Annotated in this window: 19 protein-coding genes; 5 read left to right on the forward strand and 14 right to left on the reverse strand. The window is 42.3% G+C overall.

Annotation, left to right across the window (positions count from 1 at the left end):
* Nucleotides 1–36: 36 nt before the first annotated feature.
* A complete protein-coding gene (locus AOC03_RS04300) occupies nt 37–582 on the forward strand; it encodes a hypothetical protein (protein ID WP_062533754.1) in 546 nt (181 codons plus the stop codon).
* A gap of 23 nt (nt 583–605) precedes the next feature.
* On the opposite strand, the gene AOC03_RS04305 is transcribed toward AOC03_RS04300, so the two are convergent.
* A complete protein-coding gene (locus AOC03_RS04305) occupies nt 606–1,169 on the reverse strand; it encodes a GNAT family N-acetyltransferase (RefSeq protein WP_237182068.1) in 564 nt (187 codons plus the stop codon).
* A gap of 195 nt (nt 1,170–1,364) precedes the next feature.
* Between AOC03_RS04305 and ribF the strand changes: the two genes are divergently transcribed.
* Nucleotides 1,365–2,399, forward strand: a complete 1,035-nt coding sequence (gene ribF / locus AOC03_RS04310) for a bifunctional riboflavin kinase/FAD synthetase (protein ID WP_062533756.1) — start codon at nt 1,365–1,367, stop codon at nt 2,397–2,399.
* Nucleotides 2,400–2,520: 121 nt separating this feature from the next.
* Here the strand turns inward: ribF and AOC03_RS04315 are convergent, their stop codons facing one another.
* The 4 genes from AOC03_RS04315 to AOC03_RS04330 form a co-directional block, all read right to left on the reverse strand.
* Entirely contained in the window at nt 2,521–2,760 is a 240-nt protein-coding gene (locus AOC03_RS04315; RefSeq protein ID WP_062533757.1) for a DUF2789 family protein, read from the reverse strand.
* 240 nt (nt 2,761–3,000) lie between these two features.
* Nucleotides 3,001–3,984 (reverse strand): malate dehydrogenase, encoded by a 984-nt coding sequence (locus AOC03_RS04320; protein ID WP_062533758.1) that lies wholly within the window; start codon nt 3,982–3,984, stop codon nt 3,001–3,003.
* 201 nt (nt 3,985–4,185) lie between these two features.
* Nucleotides 4,186–4,899, reverse strand: coding sequence for a hypothetical protein (locus AOC03_RS04325; protein ID WP_227514285.1), 714 nt, complete (start codon nt 4,897–4,899; stop codon nt 4,186–4,188).
* A 559-nt stretch (nt 4,900–5,458) separates the two neighbouring features.
* Entirely contained in the window at nt 5,459–7,444 is a 1,986-nt protein-coding gene (locus AOC03_RS04330) for a lytic transglycosylase domain-containing protein (protein ID WP_062536473.1), read from the reverse strand.
* A gap of 641 nt (nt 7,445–8,085) precedes the next feature.
* Between AOC03_RS04330 and miaB the strand changes: the two genes are divergently transcribed.
* Nucleotides 8,086–9,564 (forward strand): tRNA (N6-isopentenyl adenosine(37)-C2)-methylthiotransferase MiaB, encoded by a 1,479-nt coding sequence (gene miaB, locus AOC03_RS04335; protein WP_062533759.1) that lies wholly within the window; start codon nt 8,086–8,088, stop codon nt 9,562–9,564.
* 96 nt (nt 9,565–9,660) lie between these two features.
* Here miaB and AOC03_RS04340 read toward each other — a convergent pair whose 3' ends face one another.
* The 5 genes from AOC03_RS04340 to AOC03_RS04360 form a co-directional block, all read right to left on the reverse strand.
* Nucleotides 9,661–9,891, reverse strand: coding sequence for a hypothetical protein (locus AOC03_RS04340; RefSeq protein WP_062533760.1), 231 nt, complete (start codon nt 9,889–9,891; stop codon nt 9,661–9,663).
* A gap of 38 nt (nt 9,892–9,929) precedes the next feature.
* Complete coding sequence (locus tag AOC03_RS04345) at nt 9,930–11,144, reverse strand: RtcB family protein (RefSeq protein ID WP_062533761.1); 1,215 nt, start codon at nt 11,142–11,144, stop codon at nt 9,930–9,932.
* Between the two features lie 720 nt (nt 11,145–11,864).
* A complete protein-coding gene (locus AOC03_RS04350; protein ID WP_062533762.1) occupies nt 11,865–12,590 on the reverse strand; it encodes a LysE family translocator in 726 nt (241 codons plus the stop codon).
* Nucleotides 12,591–12,749: 159 nt separating this feature from the next.
* Complete coding sequence (gene argE, locus AOC03_RS04355; RefSeq protein WP_062533763.1) at nt 12,750–13,979, reverse strand: acetylornithine deacetylase; 1,230 nt, start codon at nt 13,977–13,979, stop codon at nt 12,750–12,752.
* A gap of 153 nt (nt 13,980–14,132) precedes the next feature.
* Nucleotides 14,133–14,786: a UPF0149 family protein gene (locus AOC03_RS04360; RefSeq protein ID WP_062533764.1), complete on the reverse strand. Its 654-nt coding sequence runs from the start codon at nt 14,784–14,786 to the stop codon at nt 14,133–14,135.
* A gap of 227 nt (nt 14,787–15,013) precedes the next feature.
* Here AOC03_RS04360 and AOC03_RS04365 point away from each other — a divergent pair, with 227 nt between their 5' ends.
* Nucleotides 15,014–15,475, forward strand: a complete 462-nt coding sequence (locus tag AOC03_RS04365) for a hypothetical protein (RefSeq protein WP_062533765.1) — start codon at nt 15,014–15,016, stop codon at nt 15,473–15,475.
* Nucleotides 15,476–15,572: 97 nt separating this feature from the next.
* On the forward strand, nt 15,573–16,040 hold the full coding sequence (locus AOC03_RS04370) for a cell division protein ZapA (RefSeq protein ID WP_062533766.1): 468 nt from the start codon (nt 15,573–15,575) through the stop codon (nt 16,038–16,040).
* Nucleotides 16,041–16,070: 30 nt separating this feature from the next.
* On the opposite strand, the gene AOC03_RS04375 is transcribed toward AOC03_RS04370, so the two are convergent.
* The 4 genes from AOC03_RS04375 to AOC03_RS04390 form a co-directional block, all read right to left on the reverse strand.
* Nucleotides 16,071–16,379 carry a hypothetical protein gene (locus AOC03_RS04375; protein ID WP_227514286.1) on the reverse strand — a complete coding sequence of 103 codons (309 nt, stop codon included), beginning with the start codon at nt 16,377–16,379 and terminating at the stop codon, nt 16,071–16,073.
* 226 nt (nt 16,380–16,605) lie between these two features.
* Nucleotides 16,606–18,699: a glycine--tRNA ligase subunit beta gene (glyS, locus tag AOC03_RS04380; RefSeq protein WP_062533767.1), complete on the reverse strand. Its 2,094-nt coding sequence runs from the start codon at nt 18,697–18,699 to the stop codon at nt 16,606–16,608.
* Between the two features lie 9 nt (nt 18,700–18,708).
* Nucleotides 18,709–19,710 (reverse strand): glycine--tRNA ligase subunit alpha, encoded by a 1,002-nt coding sequence (glyQ, locus tag AOC03_RS04385; protein WP_420480451.1) that lies wholly within the window; start codon nt 19,708–19,710, stop codon nt 18,709–18,711.
* A 380-nt stretch (nt 19,711–20,090) separates the two neighbouring features.
* A complete protein-coding gene (locus tag AOC03_RS04390) occupies nt 20,091–20,303 on the reverse strand; it encodes a PspC domain-containing protein (RefSeq protein WP_062533769.1) in 213 nt (70 codons plus the stop codon).
* Nucleotides 20,304–20,629: the final 326 nt, after the last annotated feature.

Consider the following 20,629-nt stretch of genomic DNA (forward strand, 5'->3'; position numbering starts at 1 on the left):
GAGCTATCACCGTATAACTAAACTTTGAGGTTCAATATGAAGGCTAAACAGTTAATGTTCCAACGATTACCGATATTGCTTGCGACCAGTGTATTGGGTACAGGGTTGCTATTAAGTGGTTGTAGTAATAGCACTGATAGTAGCAATGACAGCAAGACTGACAGCGTAAAGACAGAAAAAGTCACTACTGACAGCCCAGCAAGCGCAACTGAAACGGTCAGCAAGACAATTAATCCGACAGCCGCCGCCGCAAAACAGCCAAGTTTATTGACCAATTCTACCGAGGCAGGCAGCGCAGAAGATACCGTAAAATTGGCATTAGACACTTTATATTATGGTGATGCCAAAAAGGCTGCCGCTTATTACCAAGTGGATATGGCAAATTTTGAAGAAGAGCTGAAAAATACTCAGTTCACCTTTCAGCAAACTGTTGACTCCGTTACCATCATTGAGACTAAATATAATAAAGAAAAAACCCGCGCCACTGTTATCGGTGAGTTAAAACTGAAAAATCAAAGTGAACCTGCGCCATTGAGTTATATCCTCCAAAAAATAGACGGTCAATGGAAAATCTTGGGCTAGAACACTAAGCACATATAAAGCAGCTAGAGCGCGTTTTGATTATCAATGGCTACTGTTTTACCCAGCATAACCACATCAGCGGTAAACCCTTGCATATCACAGACTTGCGGCATATAACCCCACTGCTCAAAACCAAGTTTAGTAAACAATCCTAAACTTGGTTGATTATGGGCAAAAATCAGCGCCACCACATTGTGAATATCAAGATTTGCTGCTTGCGTCAACATCCATCGGGTTAATAAGTTGCCAAGCCCTTTACCATGATAATCTTGATGCAGATAAATGCTGATTTCACTGCTGATATGGTATGCCGGACGCGCATATAAATCACTAAAACTGCCCCATGCTACTATTTCTGCTGTTGCCTGATTCTGCACAAAAACTTGGTCCGTAGTTTGGCACTCTTTATTAATGGCTTTGACCACATAAATCGGACGCATTGGATTGTTTAAATGCTCATTAAACCATGCCGTGCGTTCAGTCACCGTAACGAGCTCCCAATTGGCTGTAGCTTGTTTACCGGCGATGCTTTGATTATAAATAGCTAAAATTTTCGGTAAGTCGTCGATATCTGCTTTTTGAACCATAAACTGGTCGTTAAGCATTATAGATGTAGCATTGTGATTGGACATAGCGCTTCTCATAATCAGTACCATTTGATGGTGCATTGTTAATGATGTTAGTAGCGCTATTTTACTTTATAATGGCTGGTTTTAGACACTTCAACCTTTTCTATTGACGTGTTTTTTCGTTTCTTATTTGGTCGTGTCGTATATAAACTTATGAAAACCTACTTTCTTGAGCAACTGATTGCACCGCCAAACGGTCTTCATACCAAACCCATAGATTTAGCGCCATGCGTGCTTACTATTGGCAACTTTGATGGCGTACATTTAGGTCATCAAGCGATGCTTGCCCAAGTACGCACCTTAGCGGTTGAGCAAAATTTAAGCGCGGCGGTCATGATATTTGAGCCGCAACCGCGTGAATTTTTTACGCCCGAGACAGCCCCTGCGCGCCTCACTAATTTGGCAGAAAAACAAGCGTTACTCGCCGAATACGGTGTTGAAACCTTAATCGTTGCCAGCTTTGATGCTGAATTTCGGGCGCTATCGGCTCACGCTTTTGCAGATATCTTGGTTCAGCGTTTGAACGTGAAAGCTTTGGTGCTCGGCGATGACTTTCGCTTTGGGCATGACCGCAGCGGTGACAGCCAGTTTTTACGGGATTATGGTCTGCACGTGACGAACCTACATACGATTACTGACCATACCACTGCCAATGAACGCATCAGCTCAACGCGTATTCGCAATTTGTTATTAGCAGGGGATATTAGCACGGCAAATCAATTGCTTGGGCGCGATTATGCCAATACAGGGTTGGTAGTTAGTGGTGATAAAATCGGTCGTACCATGGACTTTCCAACGGCTAATATCGACTTAGCACGTATCAAACCCGCCTTACATGGGATTTTTGCGGTCGATGTGGTGCGTCTTGATGAGCAAGGACACATAATTCCTAACGGCTTAACGGCACTTGCGGTTAAGGGTGCAACTGGATTAGCCGGTTTACGTTCAGATAGTTTATTTGGTACGGCTAATATTGGCACTAGACCTTCTTTAGATAAAGGTCATGATTGGCGCTTGGAAGTACACTTCCCGCATTTTCAGGCTGACTTATATGACCAAACCTTGCACGTACGCTTTTTGCATTTTCTGCATGGTGAACGACGTTACGACAGCTTAGATGCTTTAAAAATAGGTATTCATCAAGATGTTGTAGATTCTCTAGAATGGCGCATGCAGCAATTAAGCTGAAAAGTATTAAGACGATTGTTGGTAATCGATAAAAAAACCCACGAGCCTGATAGCCGTGGGTTTTTTATTGCGTCGCTTCTATTCATTCAGAATATTAACTAAGCAACTAAAGCATCAATTATTAAGCCTGTGGATGCATACGCACATTTAACTCGTCGATAACCTCAACCCAAGCCGCATCTTGTTTCCACTCTTCTTGTAAAAACATACATTGCTGCTTGCTCCAGATACTGGCTTCTGTGAGTTCTTCACCTTTTGCCAGCTGATGTTTTTCAATAAATTCGTCAATAGCTTCATCTGAGTTATCAAGTCCTAACTGGGCAAATAACTGGTGCATGGTATATTCAGGTTCACCTAACATTATTATTCTCCTTGAGTATTTACCGTTATCATAATGGCTATTTATTTAATTTTCTATACTGAAAGTTTTAAGTACTCATTTATTGTAGCAAGGTAGTTTTTAAAAGCTGTTATTCAACGTTACCAATTATGTTAACAACGAGAAGATAAAACAGTAAATTAAAACCACAAAAAAGCCCTTCTAACACAGAAGGGCTTTTTTATTATTTATACTTATCACTTAAGCGTTTAAGCGTTTAGCTTATGGTAGAAGATGTGAAACCGCATCACGCTCTTCGTTAAGCTCTTGCTCAGTAGCTGCCATTTTCTCTTTTGAGAAAGCTGATGATACATCAACACCTTCAACGATAGCCCAATCGCCATCTTTACAGGTACATGGGAATGAGTAAATTAAGCCTTTAGAGATACCATATTCGCCGTTTGAATAAACGCCCATTGATACCCAATCATTCTCATCAGTACCCATTACCCACGTGCGTACGTGTGCAATAGCCGCATTAGCAGCTGAAGCGGCAGATGATGCACCACGAGCTTTAATGATTGCTGCACCGCGTTGTTGTACTTCTGGGATATAAGTGGCTTCGTACCATTCACGATCAACTAAATCCAAAGCTGGCTTACCCTTAACGGTACAAGCAGTCAGATCAGGATACTGAGTGGATGAATGGTTGCCCCAGATGGTCATTTTTTTCACGTCATTCACAGTGCTGTCTGTTTTACCAGCCAACTGCGCCATAGCACGGTTGTGGTCTAAACGAGTCATCGCCGTAAAGTTACGTGGGTCTAAATCTGGTGCATTACGTTGAGCAATAACCGCGTTGGTGTTGGCAGGGTTACCGACTACCAATACTTTAACATCACGGCTAGCGACGTCATTCAAGGCTTTACCTTGCGCTGAGAAAATCGCCGCGTTGGCTTCTAGCAAATCTTTACGTTCCATACCTGGACCACGAGGACGTGAACCCACTAATAAGGCATAGTCGATATCTTTGAATGCTACCGTTGCATCATCAGTTTGTACAATACCTGCTAATAAAGGAAATGCACAGTCTTCTAATTCCATGACCACACCCTTTAGCGCGTCAAGGGCAGGAGCGATTTCAAGTAATTGCAAAATAACCGGTTGGTCTTTACCCAGCATCTCACCAGAGGCGATACGGAAAAGCATGGCATAGCTGATATTACCAGCAGCACCAGTTACGGCAACACGAACAGGCTGTTTCATAGAATATTCCCTAATTGGTTATTGGATGATTCATGGGTATCATTGTAGATATCGACGTGCTTGCAGAATAAGCACAGTCATAAACCGAGGGTTAGTGTAGCACTTCGTTTGCTAAACCGTCTAGACACAATACCGTGAATAAAGGCTAGGCTTTAGTCTATATTGTTACATTTTATACCGATACAATCCGTATCAGTTAAACTATTTACCGCCTAAGATGATAAAATTTTTGCCACAGTTATCTACAATATTATTACAGCTAGCAAACTGCCCACCTTCATAACAAACATGGACATCAGTCAAAATAGATTGGCGGCGCTTGCTGTCTTTTTGGCAGATTAAATCAATACTAGAAGGGCTCATGCCATTATTCAGTCGCGCCATTTGTCCAACAAAACGCGACTTAGAGACGGTATAGCTATTACCAGTATTGAGCTCATTTGGTAGTTTCAGTTGACCGGCATAGTTGATAATTTGACGGAAATAGCTACTCGGCGTTAGCGGGCTACACGCGCCATAACGTTGCCACGCTTGGGTTCGGACAGCCGTATCTGGCATGATACGGTTAACGACTTTGAGCTGCAGCGGCGTCAGGCGGGGATCACTACCCCGCCCGCAGCGCTCACCATAACCCAGCTCTAAGCCTGATACGGTTAAAGAATAGCCTTCAAGGCATTGACGCATGCGCGCGCGCGAGGGCTGCAAGTTACATAATGCTGGCGTCATCTCAATCATGAGTACCTGCTGACCCAATTTTGCAGGACTTGCAGCCTGAGCAGGTAGCCATAAAAATCCTTGCAACACTAGTAAAACAACAGTATTAAACGCCAAGCGACGGTTATGATTAGGGCTATCAATATATTTATGATTGATTAACTGACCACTTGGTTTTTTTGACAGTGTTAATGCTGACACATGGGATATCTGAACCGATAACCGATGTCTGAGTTGCGCACATAATAATGGCTTAAAATATTTTTTTATCATAAGTAACAGGACATTTTGCAGTTTTATAACAAGGACGACGGACTAAGAGTGTAGTAATAAAAACGCGTAACCTGAGTAGGTTACTTATAAAACAAGGTAATGATTTAAAACAGAGTAGTAATTTAACTATTAGCTGAGGTGAAATATAACTTGAGAAAAGTTATTAATGCTCACATAGATCATGGTAGCAAGTCTGTTTTTTTAATCTATAGCAAAATCGTAAGCTGAGCGTAAATAATACTGTACGTTGATTAAAGCAATAATCATATTAAAACGATTTAAGTGCTCTTATGTTTGGCTTTTCCTGAGTCTTAGCTCATTTACAAAGCGCTTTAAATAAGATAAAAAAATAAGCCCTCAGTCATCAATCACTAAGGGCTCATTTTTTATTATTCTAGCTTGAACCTATAATCGCTAACGACGATGATTTAATAGATACCGCCTTATAATAGATTTTACTACTTATAGCATCTATTCATAACCATCTTTAATATGCTGCTGGAATTGTGCCCATCCGTTGGCTGATAGGTTGCGGGCGACCCAGTAAGCTACTGTAAATTGTGGCATTTTCCATCACATGCTTGACGTAATTGCGAGTTTCAGGATAAGCAATCGATTCAACATACTGATCAGCGCTCAGTGAGCCATAGGTCGGCTGCCAACGCTTGGCTTTATTAGGACCAGCGTTATAACCAGCGGTTGCTAATACGGGTTGACCATTCAGTTTCCCTAAGATGTCACTCATGTACCACGTGCCATAACGAATATTGGTATCGCCACTATTGGCGCGGCTCGCACTATAAGTTTCGCCTAAATTGCGGGCGATATATTTTGCGGTGTCAGGCATGATTTGCATGAGTCCACTGGCGCCAACATTAGAGCGCGCTGAGGTGACAAAGCGGCTTTCTTGACGCATGATGCCATACGCCCACGCGGGATCAATCCCTGCCGATTGGCTATAACGGACGACAGAGCTTTGATGCGGCATCGGATGCGACAATGCGAGGCTAGTCGCCATATCAGTATTGTCAGCCGCATATACAGCGCGATCGAGCCAGCCCATATCATGTGCTAGACGGGCGGCGGCGATGATTAGACTATCATCACGATTATCACGCGCCTGCTTCACCGCCCAATTCCATTCGCGGTTGGCATCGGCACGGTTGGCATCAGCGTTATAGAGCGCAAAAGCACGCGCAAAATGTGGATTTTGCATGACGCGAACGCGATCTGAGCTACTTAGATTTGGTAAGTTGCTACCACCTAAACGATTGATATCAAGGCGCTGACCAACTTTATCTTGCGCCATTAAGCCATAATACTCGTTACTCTTCGCCAAATGCTGATACATTTTTTTAGCGGTATTACGCTTGTTGCCATCATTCGATTGCTCATAAGCACGCGCAAGCCAATACTGCCATTGTTTGGTTTTCTGAGTGTCTACATCCATGCGCGAGATGGCTTCAACGACATCATCCCAACGACTAAATCGAATCGCTGCTTTGGCGTATTCTTCGGCTTCTTCGGCATTAAAATCATCATCTAAGCTGTTACGAAACCAGTCAACCGCTTCAACATGAAAACCATCGTCAGTATTAAAGCCCATACGTTTTACCGCAAGAATTCGATAGGCATAACGGCGTGTGTCATCAGTTAATAACTTTTGAGCACGCTGATTGTCTTGCTTGATATCATATTCTACTTGCTGCGCGGCTTCGCGATAGGACTTATCAGCTATGCGTCCGATGGCGTAAAGATAAAGGTACTGATTGATTTGGCTGGCTGGTTGAGCACCAAAACGACTGATAAAAGCATTGGGATTGAGCTGAATCTCACTTAATGACGCATACGCAATGGGCGTGCCAAGGCGTGTCGATAACGCCATAATGTCACCCGTATTACCCTTTCGCAGCATACGTTTTAGGCGGGCTGTCCGATCCTTATTGCTAATCAGTGGATTATTATTCATTTCGGTAGCGAGCTGGTCGCACAGCGCGGGCTGTTTTGCAGTATTCAGCCAAACCAGTGGCTTTTCTGCCAGCGCGCGCATGGTATCGCCGCCATGATTAAACCCAAGCGCAATGGCACAGCTTTCACTACGATCAGGATTAGTGACTAAGTTTGCCACTTGGCGCACCGAGGCATAGTCCCCTGACGCGGCTTTGGTTTCGGCAAAATCTGCCACCAGTTTCTCTGCCATCGCTGTCTTAGGATATTGACGGACGAACTGCGCTACTGCTGCTGAGCTTTGCGCATTTAAGTTTAAATTCATGCGCCAATAAGTCGGATACATGGCAAATAAGCCGCCACTCATCTGCTGCTCATAATTATATAGCGCATTCACATCACCGCGACTGGCGGCTTGCGCGGCAGCATTAAAGGAGTTAACGCTCGTGTCTTGGGAATAACTACCTTGAGAGTAGTCGCCATAAAGTTCAGCACACGCCACCTGCGATAAGCCAAGCGCACTCATTGCGGCTGCCACACTAAAGGCGCTCAAACGTAGCGAGCGGCTTTGCACACGTACAAGACCCGTACGCTCAAACCATTTTTGATGTTGGCTTATACTTTTAGGCGTGCTATTAAAGCGGTCACGACTAGAATCAGAATGAGGATTGCGATTGGCAGCAGGCTGCTTTGTCATACTTACTCTCTTTATTATCTGAGGATTTATTTAATATCTGTTATTTTAGATAGCTATTATTTTTAAATGTCTGTTTTTTTATATACTTTTGAATAGCGGGCGTTTTAACGTTTGATGCCATGGACGTACTATGCCGCCCTCATTCTACTATATTCCTTTAACTTGCAATCACTATCCTTACCATTTATCAATAAATAGGAGAGCGCGGCGTAACACAAAACGGATATAACCGACTATTTGGTTAAAAATTAACCATATCAACGCCATAGATTCAGTCTAAATAGTCAATATTTTATAGAGCAGTATAGATGAGTTGTCGATAAGCATTTGATACTATTATAAATAATTTTTTATAATTATACCCAATCATATACGGTTCCTTTTCACATTAGCCAATGATTATGATAAAATACGCCACCATTAATGGCCTATTGCCGCTATATTTTGTTTGTTAATCATGGATTGTGCTTATGAGTGTTTCTGTATTTAACCCACGCATCAATGACGCTGTGGACGCTGAGTCTACTGTCAATGCAATTGAAGCACAAGCCTCAGTGACAGCGCCTGCAAATAATATAGCGACAAAAAAAGTCTTTATCACCACCCAAGGCTGTCAGATGAATGTCTATGATTCTGACAAAATGCTGGACGTGCTGGGCGACTCGCACGGCATGGAGGTGACGCATAATATTGATGAAGCCGATGTGCTGTTAATGAACACCTGCTCTATCCGCGAAAAAGCTCAAGAGAAAGTATTTTCAGAACTGGGTCGCTGGCGCAAATTGAAAGAAAAACGTCCTGATTTGGTCATTGGCGTTGGCGGTTGTGTGGCATCGCAAGAAGGCGATAATATCCAAAAACGTGCGCCTTATGTTGATATGGTGTTTGGTCCACAAACCTTGCACCGTTTGCCTGAGTTGTACGACCAATCTAACGAACAAAAAGACATCGCACCCAAAAATCGGATTGGTACCATTGACGTATCCTTCCCAAGTATTGAAAAGTTTGATTTCTTACCAGAGCCGCGCGTTGAAGGTTATAAAGCCTTTGTTTCTATTATGGAAGGCTGCTCAAAATATTGCTCATTCTGCGTCGTCCCTTATACTCGTGGTGAAGAACTGTCTCGTCCGCTTGATGATGTGTTGGCTGAAATTGACAGCTTAGCGGCACAAGGTGTGCGTGAAATTAACTTACTCGGTCAAAACGTTAATGGCTATCGCGGCGAAAAAGATGATGGCAGTATTTGCCGTTTTGCTGAGCTATTGCATTATGTCTCGCACGTCGATGGCGTGGAGCGCATTCGCTATACTACTAGCCATCCGCTAGAATTTACTGATGATATTATCGATGCCTATGCGCAATTACCACAGTTAGTATCGCATCTACATCTACCCGTACAAAGTGGCTCAAATGCCATACTTGCCGCGATGAAACGTAACCATACCATTGATGTATATACCACTCAAATTGATAAGCTAAAAGCGGTGCGACCCGATATTCATTTATCGAGCGATTTTATCATTGGCTTCCCTGGTGAGACCGATGCTGATTTTCAAGACACGTTAAACTTGGCAAAAGACTTAAACTTCGATCACTCTTATAGCTTTATCTATTCTAAACGTCCGGGGACACCGGCATCAGAGTTGCCTGACGATGTGAGCTTTGCGACTAAAAAAGCACGCTTGGCAGAATTCCAAAAAGTAATTATCGACTCAACACTACAAAAGTCGCATAATATGGTCGGCACTACCGCTCGCGTCTTGGTTGAGCAAGTTGCCAATCGCCATCCCGATTGCTTGATTGGTACGGCGGACAATACGCGCACCGTGATGTTCCCTTATGATGAAGACAAAATGGATGAGTTATTGGGTAAAATTGTGACCGTCCGTATCACCGATTTTGTCAGTCCACACATGGTCAAAGGTGAACTGGTAGACGTGTTGGCTTAATATTAAACTCAGCCATCTTGTAATAAAAAAGCCGTTTACTATTTGAGATAGTAAACGGCTTTTTTGTGGACGAAGTTTCCTACGTTTACTTAATACCTACTCTGCTAACCAATCCGTTTTCCGCAACTGTTGCTTATTTTCACGGCGGTTTTTTTTACGTACGCTATCAATATCCTCTTTGTCGTGAATACCGCCTTTTTTTAATAGCGGATTTAATGCCAAATAATTGCGCGGTTTAACAGCGCCCAGTGAAAATGACTGCTTTTCTTGCTGCTCTAGGTGCCGTTCAATCTGTTTGGCTTGTTTTAAGGTGTCTTTTAAACTCATTATTTTACCTATCTTAATTTTTTATTTAATCTGAAAACTTAGCCTTTAATGCACATTACTTGCTTGAGCGTATGTACTACTTCTACTAAGTCCGACTGATTTGCCATCACCTCATCAATGTCTTTATAGGCGCTAGGAATCTCGTCAAGTACGCTTTTATCTTTGCGGCACTCAACGCCTTCCGTTTGTGCTTTTAGCTCATCGATAGTGAATGAGCGCACCGCTTTACTGCGGCTCATGCGTCGACCAGCGCCATGCGAGCACGAGCAGAATGACTCATGATTACCTAAACCGCGTACGATAAAAGACTTCGCGCCCATTGAACCGGGGATAATCCCTAGCTCGCCTTCATAAGCACTAATTGCGCCTTTACGGGTGACATAAACCTGCTCGCCAAAATGCACTTCTTCATTGACGTAATTATGATGGCAGTTAATCGCCTCTTTGGTCAGCTGAAACCGTGGTAATCCTGATTGCGTCGATTGCAACGCATTGATGACCAAACGCATCATCTCGCGTCGGTTTTCCAAAGCATAGTCTTGCGCCCATTCGACTGCCTCGATGTAATCGGCAAAACTGTCCGAGCCTTCAGCAAAATAAGACAAGTCTTGATCCGGCACATGCCCAAAGCGTGATTGGCGCTCCTTTTTGGCGAGACTGATAAAGTAGCGACCGATACAATTGCCAATACCGCGACTGCCCGAATGTAGCATCACCCAGACATCCTGATTTTCATCCAAACATAGCTCGATAAAATGATTGCCACCGCCCAAGGTACCCAGCTGTTTTGCCCACGTCCGCTCAAAACCTCTGAGCATTTTTAGCAAACCCGGATGTTTATCCGTAATCGGTTGCAAGCGTTTATTAAGCGGATCTAAGGTCGACATCTTAGCGCTGATTTGCTGATGCATATTGAAACCAACTGGCACTTGCTGCTCAATCGCAAGGCGCAATGACCTTAGATTATCGGGTAAGTCACTTGCCGTTAGCGATAAGCGCACCGCATTCATCCCGCAACCGATATCCACCCCCACCGCCACCGGAATAATCGCCGATTTGGTCGGAATCACGCTGCCTACTGTCGCACCGATACCCACATGCACATCCGGCATGACCGCGATATGTGAGTGGATAAATTCTAATTTTGCCACATTACGCAGCTGATCCATCGCGCCTTGTTCCACATCCGTGGTATAAATCTTGACGGGTACACCGTGGTGTCCACTATCATTTAAGATTAGTTGAATACTCATGAATTAATTTTTCCATTTTTTCTATTTACAATTTTTTTAGTTATTTTGGTATTTTATTAATTAGCTTATTTATTAATTCATAGTCTTAATTATTTAAATTTAGGCAGCACTAATCCATCCTAATTAAATAGGATTAAAAATTAAATCAATTAATAAATAAAAGGCAATAAAATACCGTTATCTTTATTAATTCCAAAAAACAGAATCTATAAAGACATAGTTATTTTATAAAGTATCGTTTAAAAAGATTGGAGGTGGAGTGATATACAGTGGTAACAAATATCGCAGAAAAATGCTATGCGCTATACAAACCCTATCAACACAATGCTGTCTGATAAATTCGTAAGTACAATGATTTTAGCAGTAATATCTAAGATAACGCAAAGGCAGTAGCGTAAAGCGAGTGATGCTTAGCCTAACCACAGCGAGGTTATCATTACTGATTTTCTCTCAACACATTCCATCTTTAAAAACGTTTGGATATTTAGGTGTGACATTATGACTCCTCCCTCGGTTGTGGCTTATTGTCAATGATTGACAACAGCAAATAAAACTGGATACGCTAAAAAATAAAGATTGTTAGGTATGATTGAATAATACAATATTATAGCAAACCTTTAAAATTAAATGTCAATTATTTTTTATAGTGAATATAAATTTCATCTATTAGAAATTAATAATTTATTTAAGTCATTTCCTTAAAAGATTAATAGTTATTAGTTAATGAATAAAATGATTTCCCACTTCAATTAATAAAGCCAGTGCAATGATGACGAAGATTACGCCACAACCGCGATTCAACCATGCCAAACGCGCGCCAACATCCAACCAACCTGATAGTTTTTTGCCACCGATGGTATAAATAATTTGCCAAATGGTCTCACTCAAAAATAACCCTATCGTCAATAGAATGTATTGTGGCCATAGTGGCGCACTAAAATTGATGAATTTAGGGAAAAAAGCGGCAAAAAACAAAATCGCTTTTGGATTCGATAACGATACCCAAACGCCTGTTCGAAATAACGTTACATTACTAGGAAAACTTTTGACCGCGGCACTCGATAGCGAGCGCGGTGCCGGGCTAATATGATGCCCATCAGCATAACTAGCAGCAACTTCCTCACCCATCGCATTGGCATCATTCATTAGGCTGCTATTATTTGCCGCGTCACGCCATGCGCTGATACCTAAATAAAGTAAGTAAAGTCCACCAACTACCTTAATCAAGGTTAATAACCAAGGTGACTGACGACTAATGACATCAAGTCCAAGCAGCGTCGATAGCAATAAAATAAATAGCCCAAGACTTAGCCCTGCCAGTGTCCATAGTGTACGTTTCACGCCATAATTCAGCCCATACTGAAATGCTAATAGCATATTCGGACCCGGTGTCGCTGAGATAAAAAACGTACTGACAAAAAATATTGTAAACAGATGCAAAGACATCAACCAATCCCTACTGTTTTATGTGACTGCTATTTACATTAAAAAATTAATGACTATAAAAAGTAAACACCGCCATAAGGACGGTGTTTTTTAACTATTTTAAACCATAGCCTGCTATAAAATAAACCTCTTATTCTTATTAAGGCAACTATAAAAATACTAACGACAGCTTTGTAATAACCGCTGTAAGAAGCCATCACAACGTTCAATCTCGCTCAGTTCAACATATTCATCCGCCTTATGCGCCTGCTCAATGCTACCAGGACCACAAATGATAGTCGGAATACCGGCATTGGTAAACTGCCCACCCTCGGTGGCATAGGCAACTTTATGGCGCTTATCATCTTCAACCAGTGCGGCAATTAAATGTTGCAGTTCAGCATTGTCATCATCGGTCATCGCTGGCACGCTTTCTTGCTGCTGCAACTCGATACCTGTCTCCGGCGCACGGGTTTGCATTTGCGCACTTAGCTCAGCAACTTTGGCTTGAATCGGCAGCAAAATATCGTCTTGCGTCATATGTGGTAAGTTACGATAATCAAAAGTGAATTCGCATAAATTCGGCACAATATTCGTCGCTGTGCCGCCTTGAATCGTCCCTACCGATAACGTCGAATACGGCACATCAAACAAGCCATCATTATCGTCACGCTGACTTAATTGTTCCGCTAAATCATCAACAAATCCCACCAAACGACTGGCATAACTAATCGCATTGACCCCTTGCGGTGTTAAGGAGGAATGCGCAGACTTGCCATGGACACGGCAGCGATAAACCGCAATGCCCTTATGCGCGACTACCATAGTCATATTGGTCGGCTCACCAACGATACAATAGTCAGGCGTGATATTGCGTGCTTTTAGGTCTGCTAATATCAATGGTGCACCGAGGCAACCCACCTCTTCATCAAAGGATAATGCCAAATGCAACGGTCGACGCAGCTGACCACTTTTAGAGAGCTGTGCAGCCTCTGGCAATAGCGTTAATGCACAGGCAATAAAGCCCTTCATATCACATGATCCACGTCCATAAAGGCGTGAGCCTCGGATAGTGGCGGTAAATGGCTCAGATGTCCACGCTTGACCATCGACAGGCACAACATCAGTATGCCCAGAAAGAACTAAGCCACCATTGACGATGTCAGCGTTTTTACCCGCTGGTACAGTAACGAATAGATTGGCTTTGTTTTTGGCTTCATTAAAGGTCAAATCTACCGTCAGGCCTAAATGTTCACAGTAAGCCTGCACATCTTTGATTAACGCTAAATTCGAATGGCGACTAACGGTATCAAAGGCAATGAGCCGCATGAGCCAATCAATGCTATTTTTAGGATAAGAGGTGCTAGCTTTACTTCGAACATCGCTATTATTGCTGCTAATTGAAACCATGAGATATCCTTATGGAATAAAAGCGACCTAAAAAGCCAAACGATTGGCAGACGCTAGAGAATGAGACTGACACGAAACCATACCATAATAACTGCGAAAACAGCGGCTTGTGACCGCTGTTTTATAAAAAAATATGTTCGCAAGTTAGTTCACTTACGACGGATTGTTTTGGTTCATCACATCAATAACAGGCGGTATAGGTTTTGGTAATGACCCTTCTGCTTCGCGCTCTTTCGTAGTTTTTGCATCCATTTTTAGTCCAGCAATCAAGGCTAACTCTTTCACAGACTTACGCTGACGCGTGGCAAAGCTGACTGGAATCATGCGCGCAAACTCATAAATATAAATATACGATTCCTCACCGCCTTCATATTCTTCATCATCTTCTAAACGAATACCGCCAATTTTTGCCAAGTCCATCAGCATCTCATTTTCTTCAGCACTAATTCGACAGTCAGAGATACCAAAGCCCGTCATAAAGCCATTAGCCCATTGTTTTAGCGCCATCACACGCTCGTATAAGTCATGGTCATCATCAGGCACAAGAGGCGTATAGGCATAGGCGTCATCTTTATCTTTAAGCTGAAAGACCGTATCTTCCGCTTCTTCGGTTAATAGCGTCAACGCGGCATCAGGCAATGGCGCAAAGCTTAACTCTTCAAGGATTGTTGCCCAACCTTGTTCATCAGGCGCATTACAGGCGGTCATCAATCCGGTCATAAAGCCATGTATCTCACTGACAGACGCATCTGTCCAATCTGCAAACGCTTCAGACCAGGTGTTCCAGCCAGAGATATTATCATTCATAAAGGTCATCCTAATGGGTAATTAGCGTATATTAATAGTAGCGCATATCAATATACGCTAGTAAATTGCGCTACGCTGTTCGTAGCGCGGCAACGAATAAAAGTGAAAAACAAAGGCAATAGGTACAATTACTTTGTTGATATAGATATAATGCGGTCACCTATGGCATTATTAAATGTATCGACCAAAATTCATCCACGCTCACTTGTTAAGGGTAAAAACTGACTATGTATGATCAACTTGAAACATTAGAAAAAACAATACTCGATATCAAAAAGCAGTATCAGCTGGTCAGTGCTGAACTTACCAGCCTTAAGCAACAACCCAATACCGGCTCTAAAGAATTTGCCGCGCTCAAATCTAAGCTTGAGAACAGCTGTGCAGAACGTGATAACCTCAAAAAGCAATTAAGCGATTTTGATAACCGCTACCAAAGCCTTGCTGAAGCGCATCATATGATTGGCGAAGAACAAGACGAACTACAAAAACAACTCGCCGACTTACAAGAACAAAATAAAGCCATGCAACAGCATAACCATGAGCTAAAAGAACAAAACAGTGATATCCAACAGCAAATCAATGATATCAAACAGCAAAATAGCCAATTACAACAGAAAAACAAGCTGGCATCAGAACGCACACAGGTTGTATTGGATCGTCTGACACGTATTGACCAAATGGATGGTTAATACCTTTTAATCAGTTACTTTTAATGAGTCACTTTTCATCAGTAACTATTAACACCTTTTTATTTTACCCATATTCTCATATCTTGTAGGATTTCTTATGACCGATGCCAACACTGACACTCAAGCACAGCCTGAAAAAACGACTGAGCAAAATGTCAATACACAGACCGACCAAACGGTAAGTACCGATTTAAACATTGATTTAGACGCTGAGGTAAATGCTGAGCAAAAAACAGTAGACGCTAGTGTACAGACGACCGAAACCCCAGCGCCAGCAATGAAAAAAGTCGACATTGTGATTGCGGGCGTCACTTATCAAATCTACTGCCCTGTTAATGAAGAAGAAGAACTACGCTCAGCGGTGTATTACATCAATAACTTCGTGTTAGATATTAAACAAGATGCACCAAACCTACCACAAGAAAACCTCTTGGTACTCTGCTGCTTAAATTTATTTGAGAAAATTAATTCTCAGCAAAAAAACGATGAGAGTCGTCGTTATGACGCCGAAAAATCAGAGTTACTATTAAACAAAATTGTACTAGATGCACAGTCTATTTTATAACTTAGCACTCATGTGGGTAAAAAATTAACTTTAAGAGGAATATTTTTTATCCGCGTGAAAATCAGCTTGATGTTCATAATTGCAAAAGAATAAATCGTTATTAGCCTTGGTAGTGGTATTGCTGTTAGCAGTGTCAATATCGTTACCAAGCGTAGTCGGACGGGTCTCAAGAACGCCACGATATTCAGCCAAGCTATGACCGCAAAAGTCACACGAACGCGGTGTAGTGACGTCGCCTTTTTGTGGCATCATGCTTTTCGGTGGACGCGGATACATCACCTTATAAAATCCCCACATCACAATCCAGACGATAATTAAGATAGTAATAACGGCAAACACGGCAGTGCTCCTGCTAGTAATGGTGAACGATTGATATTCATAATCTAAAGTTTACTGTAAATTGCGCTATCAGTACAATCATGGCTCTAGTAATGGTATTTAAATGTACCAAGCTTTGATAATTTTTATATTTTAACTAAGACAAAGATGCATAAAAAAAACTGGCTACGTAAAGCCAGTTTTTTCATGCAGATATGATAACGTTATGGCTTGTATAGTAACAAACTTATAGCTGCAACTCACTAATATCAGCAACGGTTAGGAATAATGCACGCACTTGTTTCAATAATGCTAAACGGTTATTTTTGAGTGCCGCATCTTCACTATTGACCATAACCTCTTCAAAAAATTGCGTTAACGGTGCATCTAAGCTGGTCAATGTTTGCAATACTTGCGTGTAATCGGCTTGCGCTAATTGCGGCTGTACAGCCGTTTGCGCTTGGCGAACGCTGCTATATAACGTCTGTTCAGCAGGCTCGGTTAATAGCGCTTCCTCGACATTCTCAGCAACCAAACTTTCGGACTTAGCGAGAATATTTGCCACACGTTTATTAGAATCGGCAAGCATTGACGCTTGTGGCAATGCACTGAACGCTTGCACGGCACGAATACGCTGATCAAAATCAAGCGGCATATGCGGATTAATTGCTTGTACCGCCTGAATAGTATCAACGCTGACGCCTTGCTCCGTATACATGGCACGATAACGCGAATTTAGAAACGCCATGACTTGGGTGAAGGTGTCACCCATTTTTTCAATTTTACTGCCATTATCATCACTGTAGTTTTTAATCGCTTGTTCCACTAATGCCACTAAATTAATCGGCAACTGTTTTTCGATTAAAATACGCAATACACCAATCGCTGAACGACGCAAGCTGAACGGATCTTTTGAACCCGTTGGCGGTTGACCAATGGCAAAAACACCGACTAAAGTATCTAAGCGGTCCGCCAATGCCAAGCAAATACCGATTGGCGTTTGTGGTAATACGTCACCGCTAAACTTCGGAAGATACTGCTCTTCCAAGCTGGCAGCAACTGCTTCAGGCTCACCATTCAAACGCGCATAGTAGGTGCCTGCAATCCCTTGTAAATCAGGATATTCACCAACCAATGAACTTGCTAAATCCGCTTTTGCTAACATTGCAGCGCGTGCAGTGTCGTCAATATTAATTTGCTGACCTTGCTGCTGTAATAAAGCCGCGATAAAGGTCGCAAGCTTCGCAATGCGTTCAGATTTTTCCCAAATCGTCCCCAGCTGATCTTGGAATACGCGGGTTTTTAAACTTTCCGTCAACGCGAACAACGGTTGCTTTTGATCTTGTAAAAAGAAAAACTCAGCATCAGCCAAACGCGGACGCACGACCTTTTCATTGCCTTCGATAATCTGCTTGGGATCTTTAGAAGCAATATTGGTGATAAAGATAAAATAAGGCTGCAATTTGCCATCTTTATCGGTCAGACAAAAATACTTTTGATCGGCTTGCATGGTTGAAATGAGCGCCTCTTGCGGCACTTGTAAAAAGCGCGGCTCAAAATCGGCACGTAGGGCAATCGGGAAATCAACCAATGCTGTCACTTCATCCAATAAATCCTGCGGCACAATCGCAGTCGCATTGATTTCGTCTGCTAACGCTTGCACTTGATTATTAATAAACGCTTGGCGCTTATCAAAATCTGCAACGACTTTAAGACTGTCTAATAATGCCTCGTAATCATTAGCATGGTTAATCGTATGATATTCAGGACTATGAAAACGGTGACCGCGTGTCTGCTGTCCGCTCTGATGTCCCTGAATATTTGCATCAATCACACGATCATCTGCCATTAATACCACCCACTGCACTGGACGCACAAATTCGTCACGGCTTGCCCCTGAACGCATACGTTTGGCAATGGGTAAATTATCAAGCGCGGTTTGGAAAATTTGCGGTAATAATTCAGCGACTGCTTTACCATGAACGGTTTGTTCATAACCGACATAATCACCTTTATCGGTATTAATGGTAATCAGCTCACTGGCTTCAATACATAAACCTTTAGCAAAACCAATTGCTGCGCGACTTGGATTGCCTTCAGCATCAAATGCCGCTTTAATCGCAGGTCCACGCTTTTGCTCGCTACGATCTGGCTGCTTATCAGCAATACCATGAATCTGTAATGCTAGCCGGCGCGGCGCAGCAAAAGCTTTGATACTATCAAAGCTAATGTCAGCGGCTACTAATTGCTCAGTCACGCTATTTTGCAGCGCATCACGTAAGGTTTTTAAACTTTTTGGCGGCAGTTCTTCACACCCCAATTCAAACAAAATGGTGGTCATGGGATGCTCCTATTTATTATTGTTTTTGGTGGATTTATTTTTAGCAGCTTTTTCATCGGTACTAGCATTGTCACTCACGTCAGCATTAACTTCTTTTGGCAAATACTTATCGAGCGCTGCTTGACGATGTGCTTCATCTGCCAATGGGAAACCTAGTTTTGCACGGGCTTCCACATAACCAAAAGCGACTTTACGCGACAAAGTACGCACCCGCAGAATAAAGCGCTGACGCTCAGTCACCGAAATCGCACCGCGCGCATCAAGTAAATTAAACGCATGCGAGGCTTTTAGCACCATCTCATACGCAGGCAACGGCAAGCCAGCATCGACCAATTTATCGGCTTGTTGCTCATAGAAATCAAACAGCTCGCCCATTTTTGGCACATCGGCATGCTCAAAGTTATAAGTCGATTGCTCAACTTCGTTTTGATGAAAGACATCACCATAGGTCACCCGACCAAACTCGCCATCTGCCCACACCAAATCATAGACGCTATCCACGCCTTGTACATACATCGCTAGACGCTCAAGACCGTAAGTAATCTCGCCTGTGACCGGAAAACACTCAATACCGCCCACTTGCTGGAAATAGGTAAACTGCGTGACTTCCATACCGTTTAGCCAAATCTCCCAACCCAATCCCCACGCGCCAAGCGTTGGCGACTCCCAGTTGTCTTCAACAAAACGAATATCATGCACCAACGGATCAATCCCAATGGCTTTCAATGAGCCTAAATACAACTCTTGAATATTGGGTGGATTGGGTTTGAGCACCACTTGGAACTGATAATAATGCTGCAAGCGATTTGGATTGTCACCATAGCGCCCGTCAGTTGGGCGACGTGACGGCTGCACATAAGCAGCGTTCCAGCGTTCCGGTCCTAGCGAGCGTAAGAAAGTGGCGGTATGAAAGGTACCAGCGCCCACTTCCATATCGTAAGGTTGCAATATCACGCAACCCTTATCCGCCCAATAATTTTGTAAGGTTAAAATCAAATCTTGGAAAGTCATCGCTTGGGAATTCATAGGAAAATCACTGTGGAATGAGGAGTATTTGACTAAAGGTTATCAAGGTTAATACTTAAATTTGTACAGTCTGTTGGTCTGCAACGATATTAACCTGCTTACCTTACTAAAAAACGGCTATTTTATCCATATTTACCATCATTAAATTTATGTTAATCCCTACAAATAGCGGAGAAATCTTAACAACGAAGAAAGCTAGATTCTCAACTAACGGTATATAACAAAAAAAATACCCAGATGAGTGAACATCTGGGTAGGAGGAAAAGTATATTACCGGTATCCTGTTTTGACAGGCTTTTGTTTTTTATGGGCAATTATTTTTAACGCTGCTTACTTATTATTTTATAAACTATCATTGATTTGCTTTAATTATATGACTGAGTAGATGCATTTGGCATGATAATCCATAATACAATATAGATTAAGATACCGGGTACTGCTGCGCTCAATGAGGAAATTATCACAAATAATAGTCGCACCCACATCGGTGACCATCCTACATACTCTGCAATACCACCCATCACACCTGCAATCATACGATTATTCTGTGAGCGATGTAACTTTGCTAATGTAGCCAATTTTATACCTCTCTTTAGTAGTTTTTATAGTCATCTACTTCAGGTTTGAGCTATTTTTTAGTTGTTTTCGATGTTGTTTAGCTTAGAAATAAGTATAGCAAGCATTAGCGTTTTGACTGTTGATTATGTAGGTGTAGTTTGTGACTTTATGCTACATAAGCTTGCTTTTCCCTGTCATTATTAGCTTGTAACCTACTGATTTTAAATAGTTATTTCAAAATGTTTCGAAAACAGTCTTATTGCTTGCTTATTACCTTAATTGTGCTGGTAGATTGCTAAGCAATTAACCATAGCACTAATGCGATGACTTTAACATAGGCTGTTAA

The organism is Psychrobacter urativorans, assembly GCF_001298525.1.
Lineage (GTDB): Bacteria > Pseudomonadota > Gammaproteobacteria > Pseudomonadales > Moraxellaceae > Psychrobacter > Psychrobacter urativorans_A.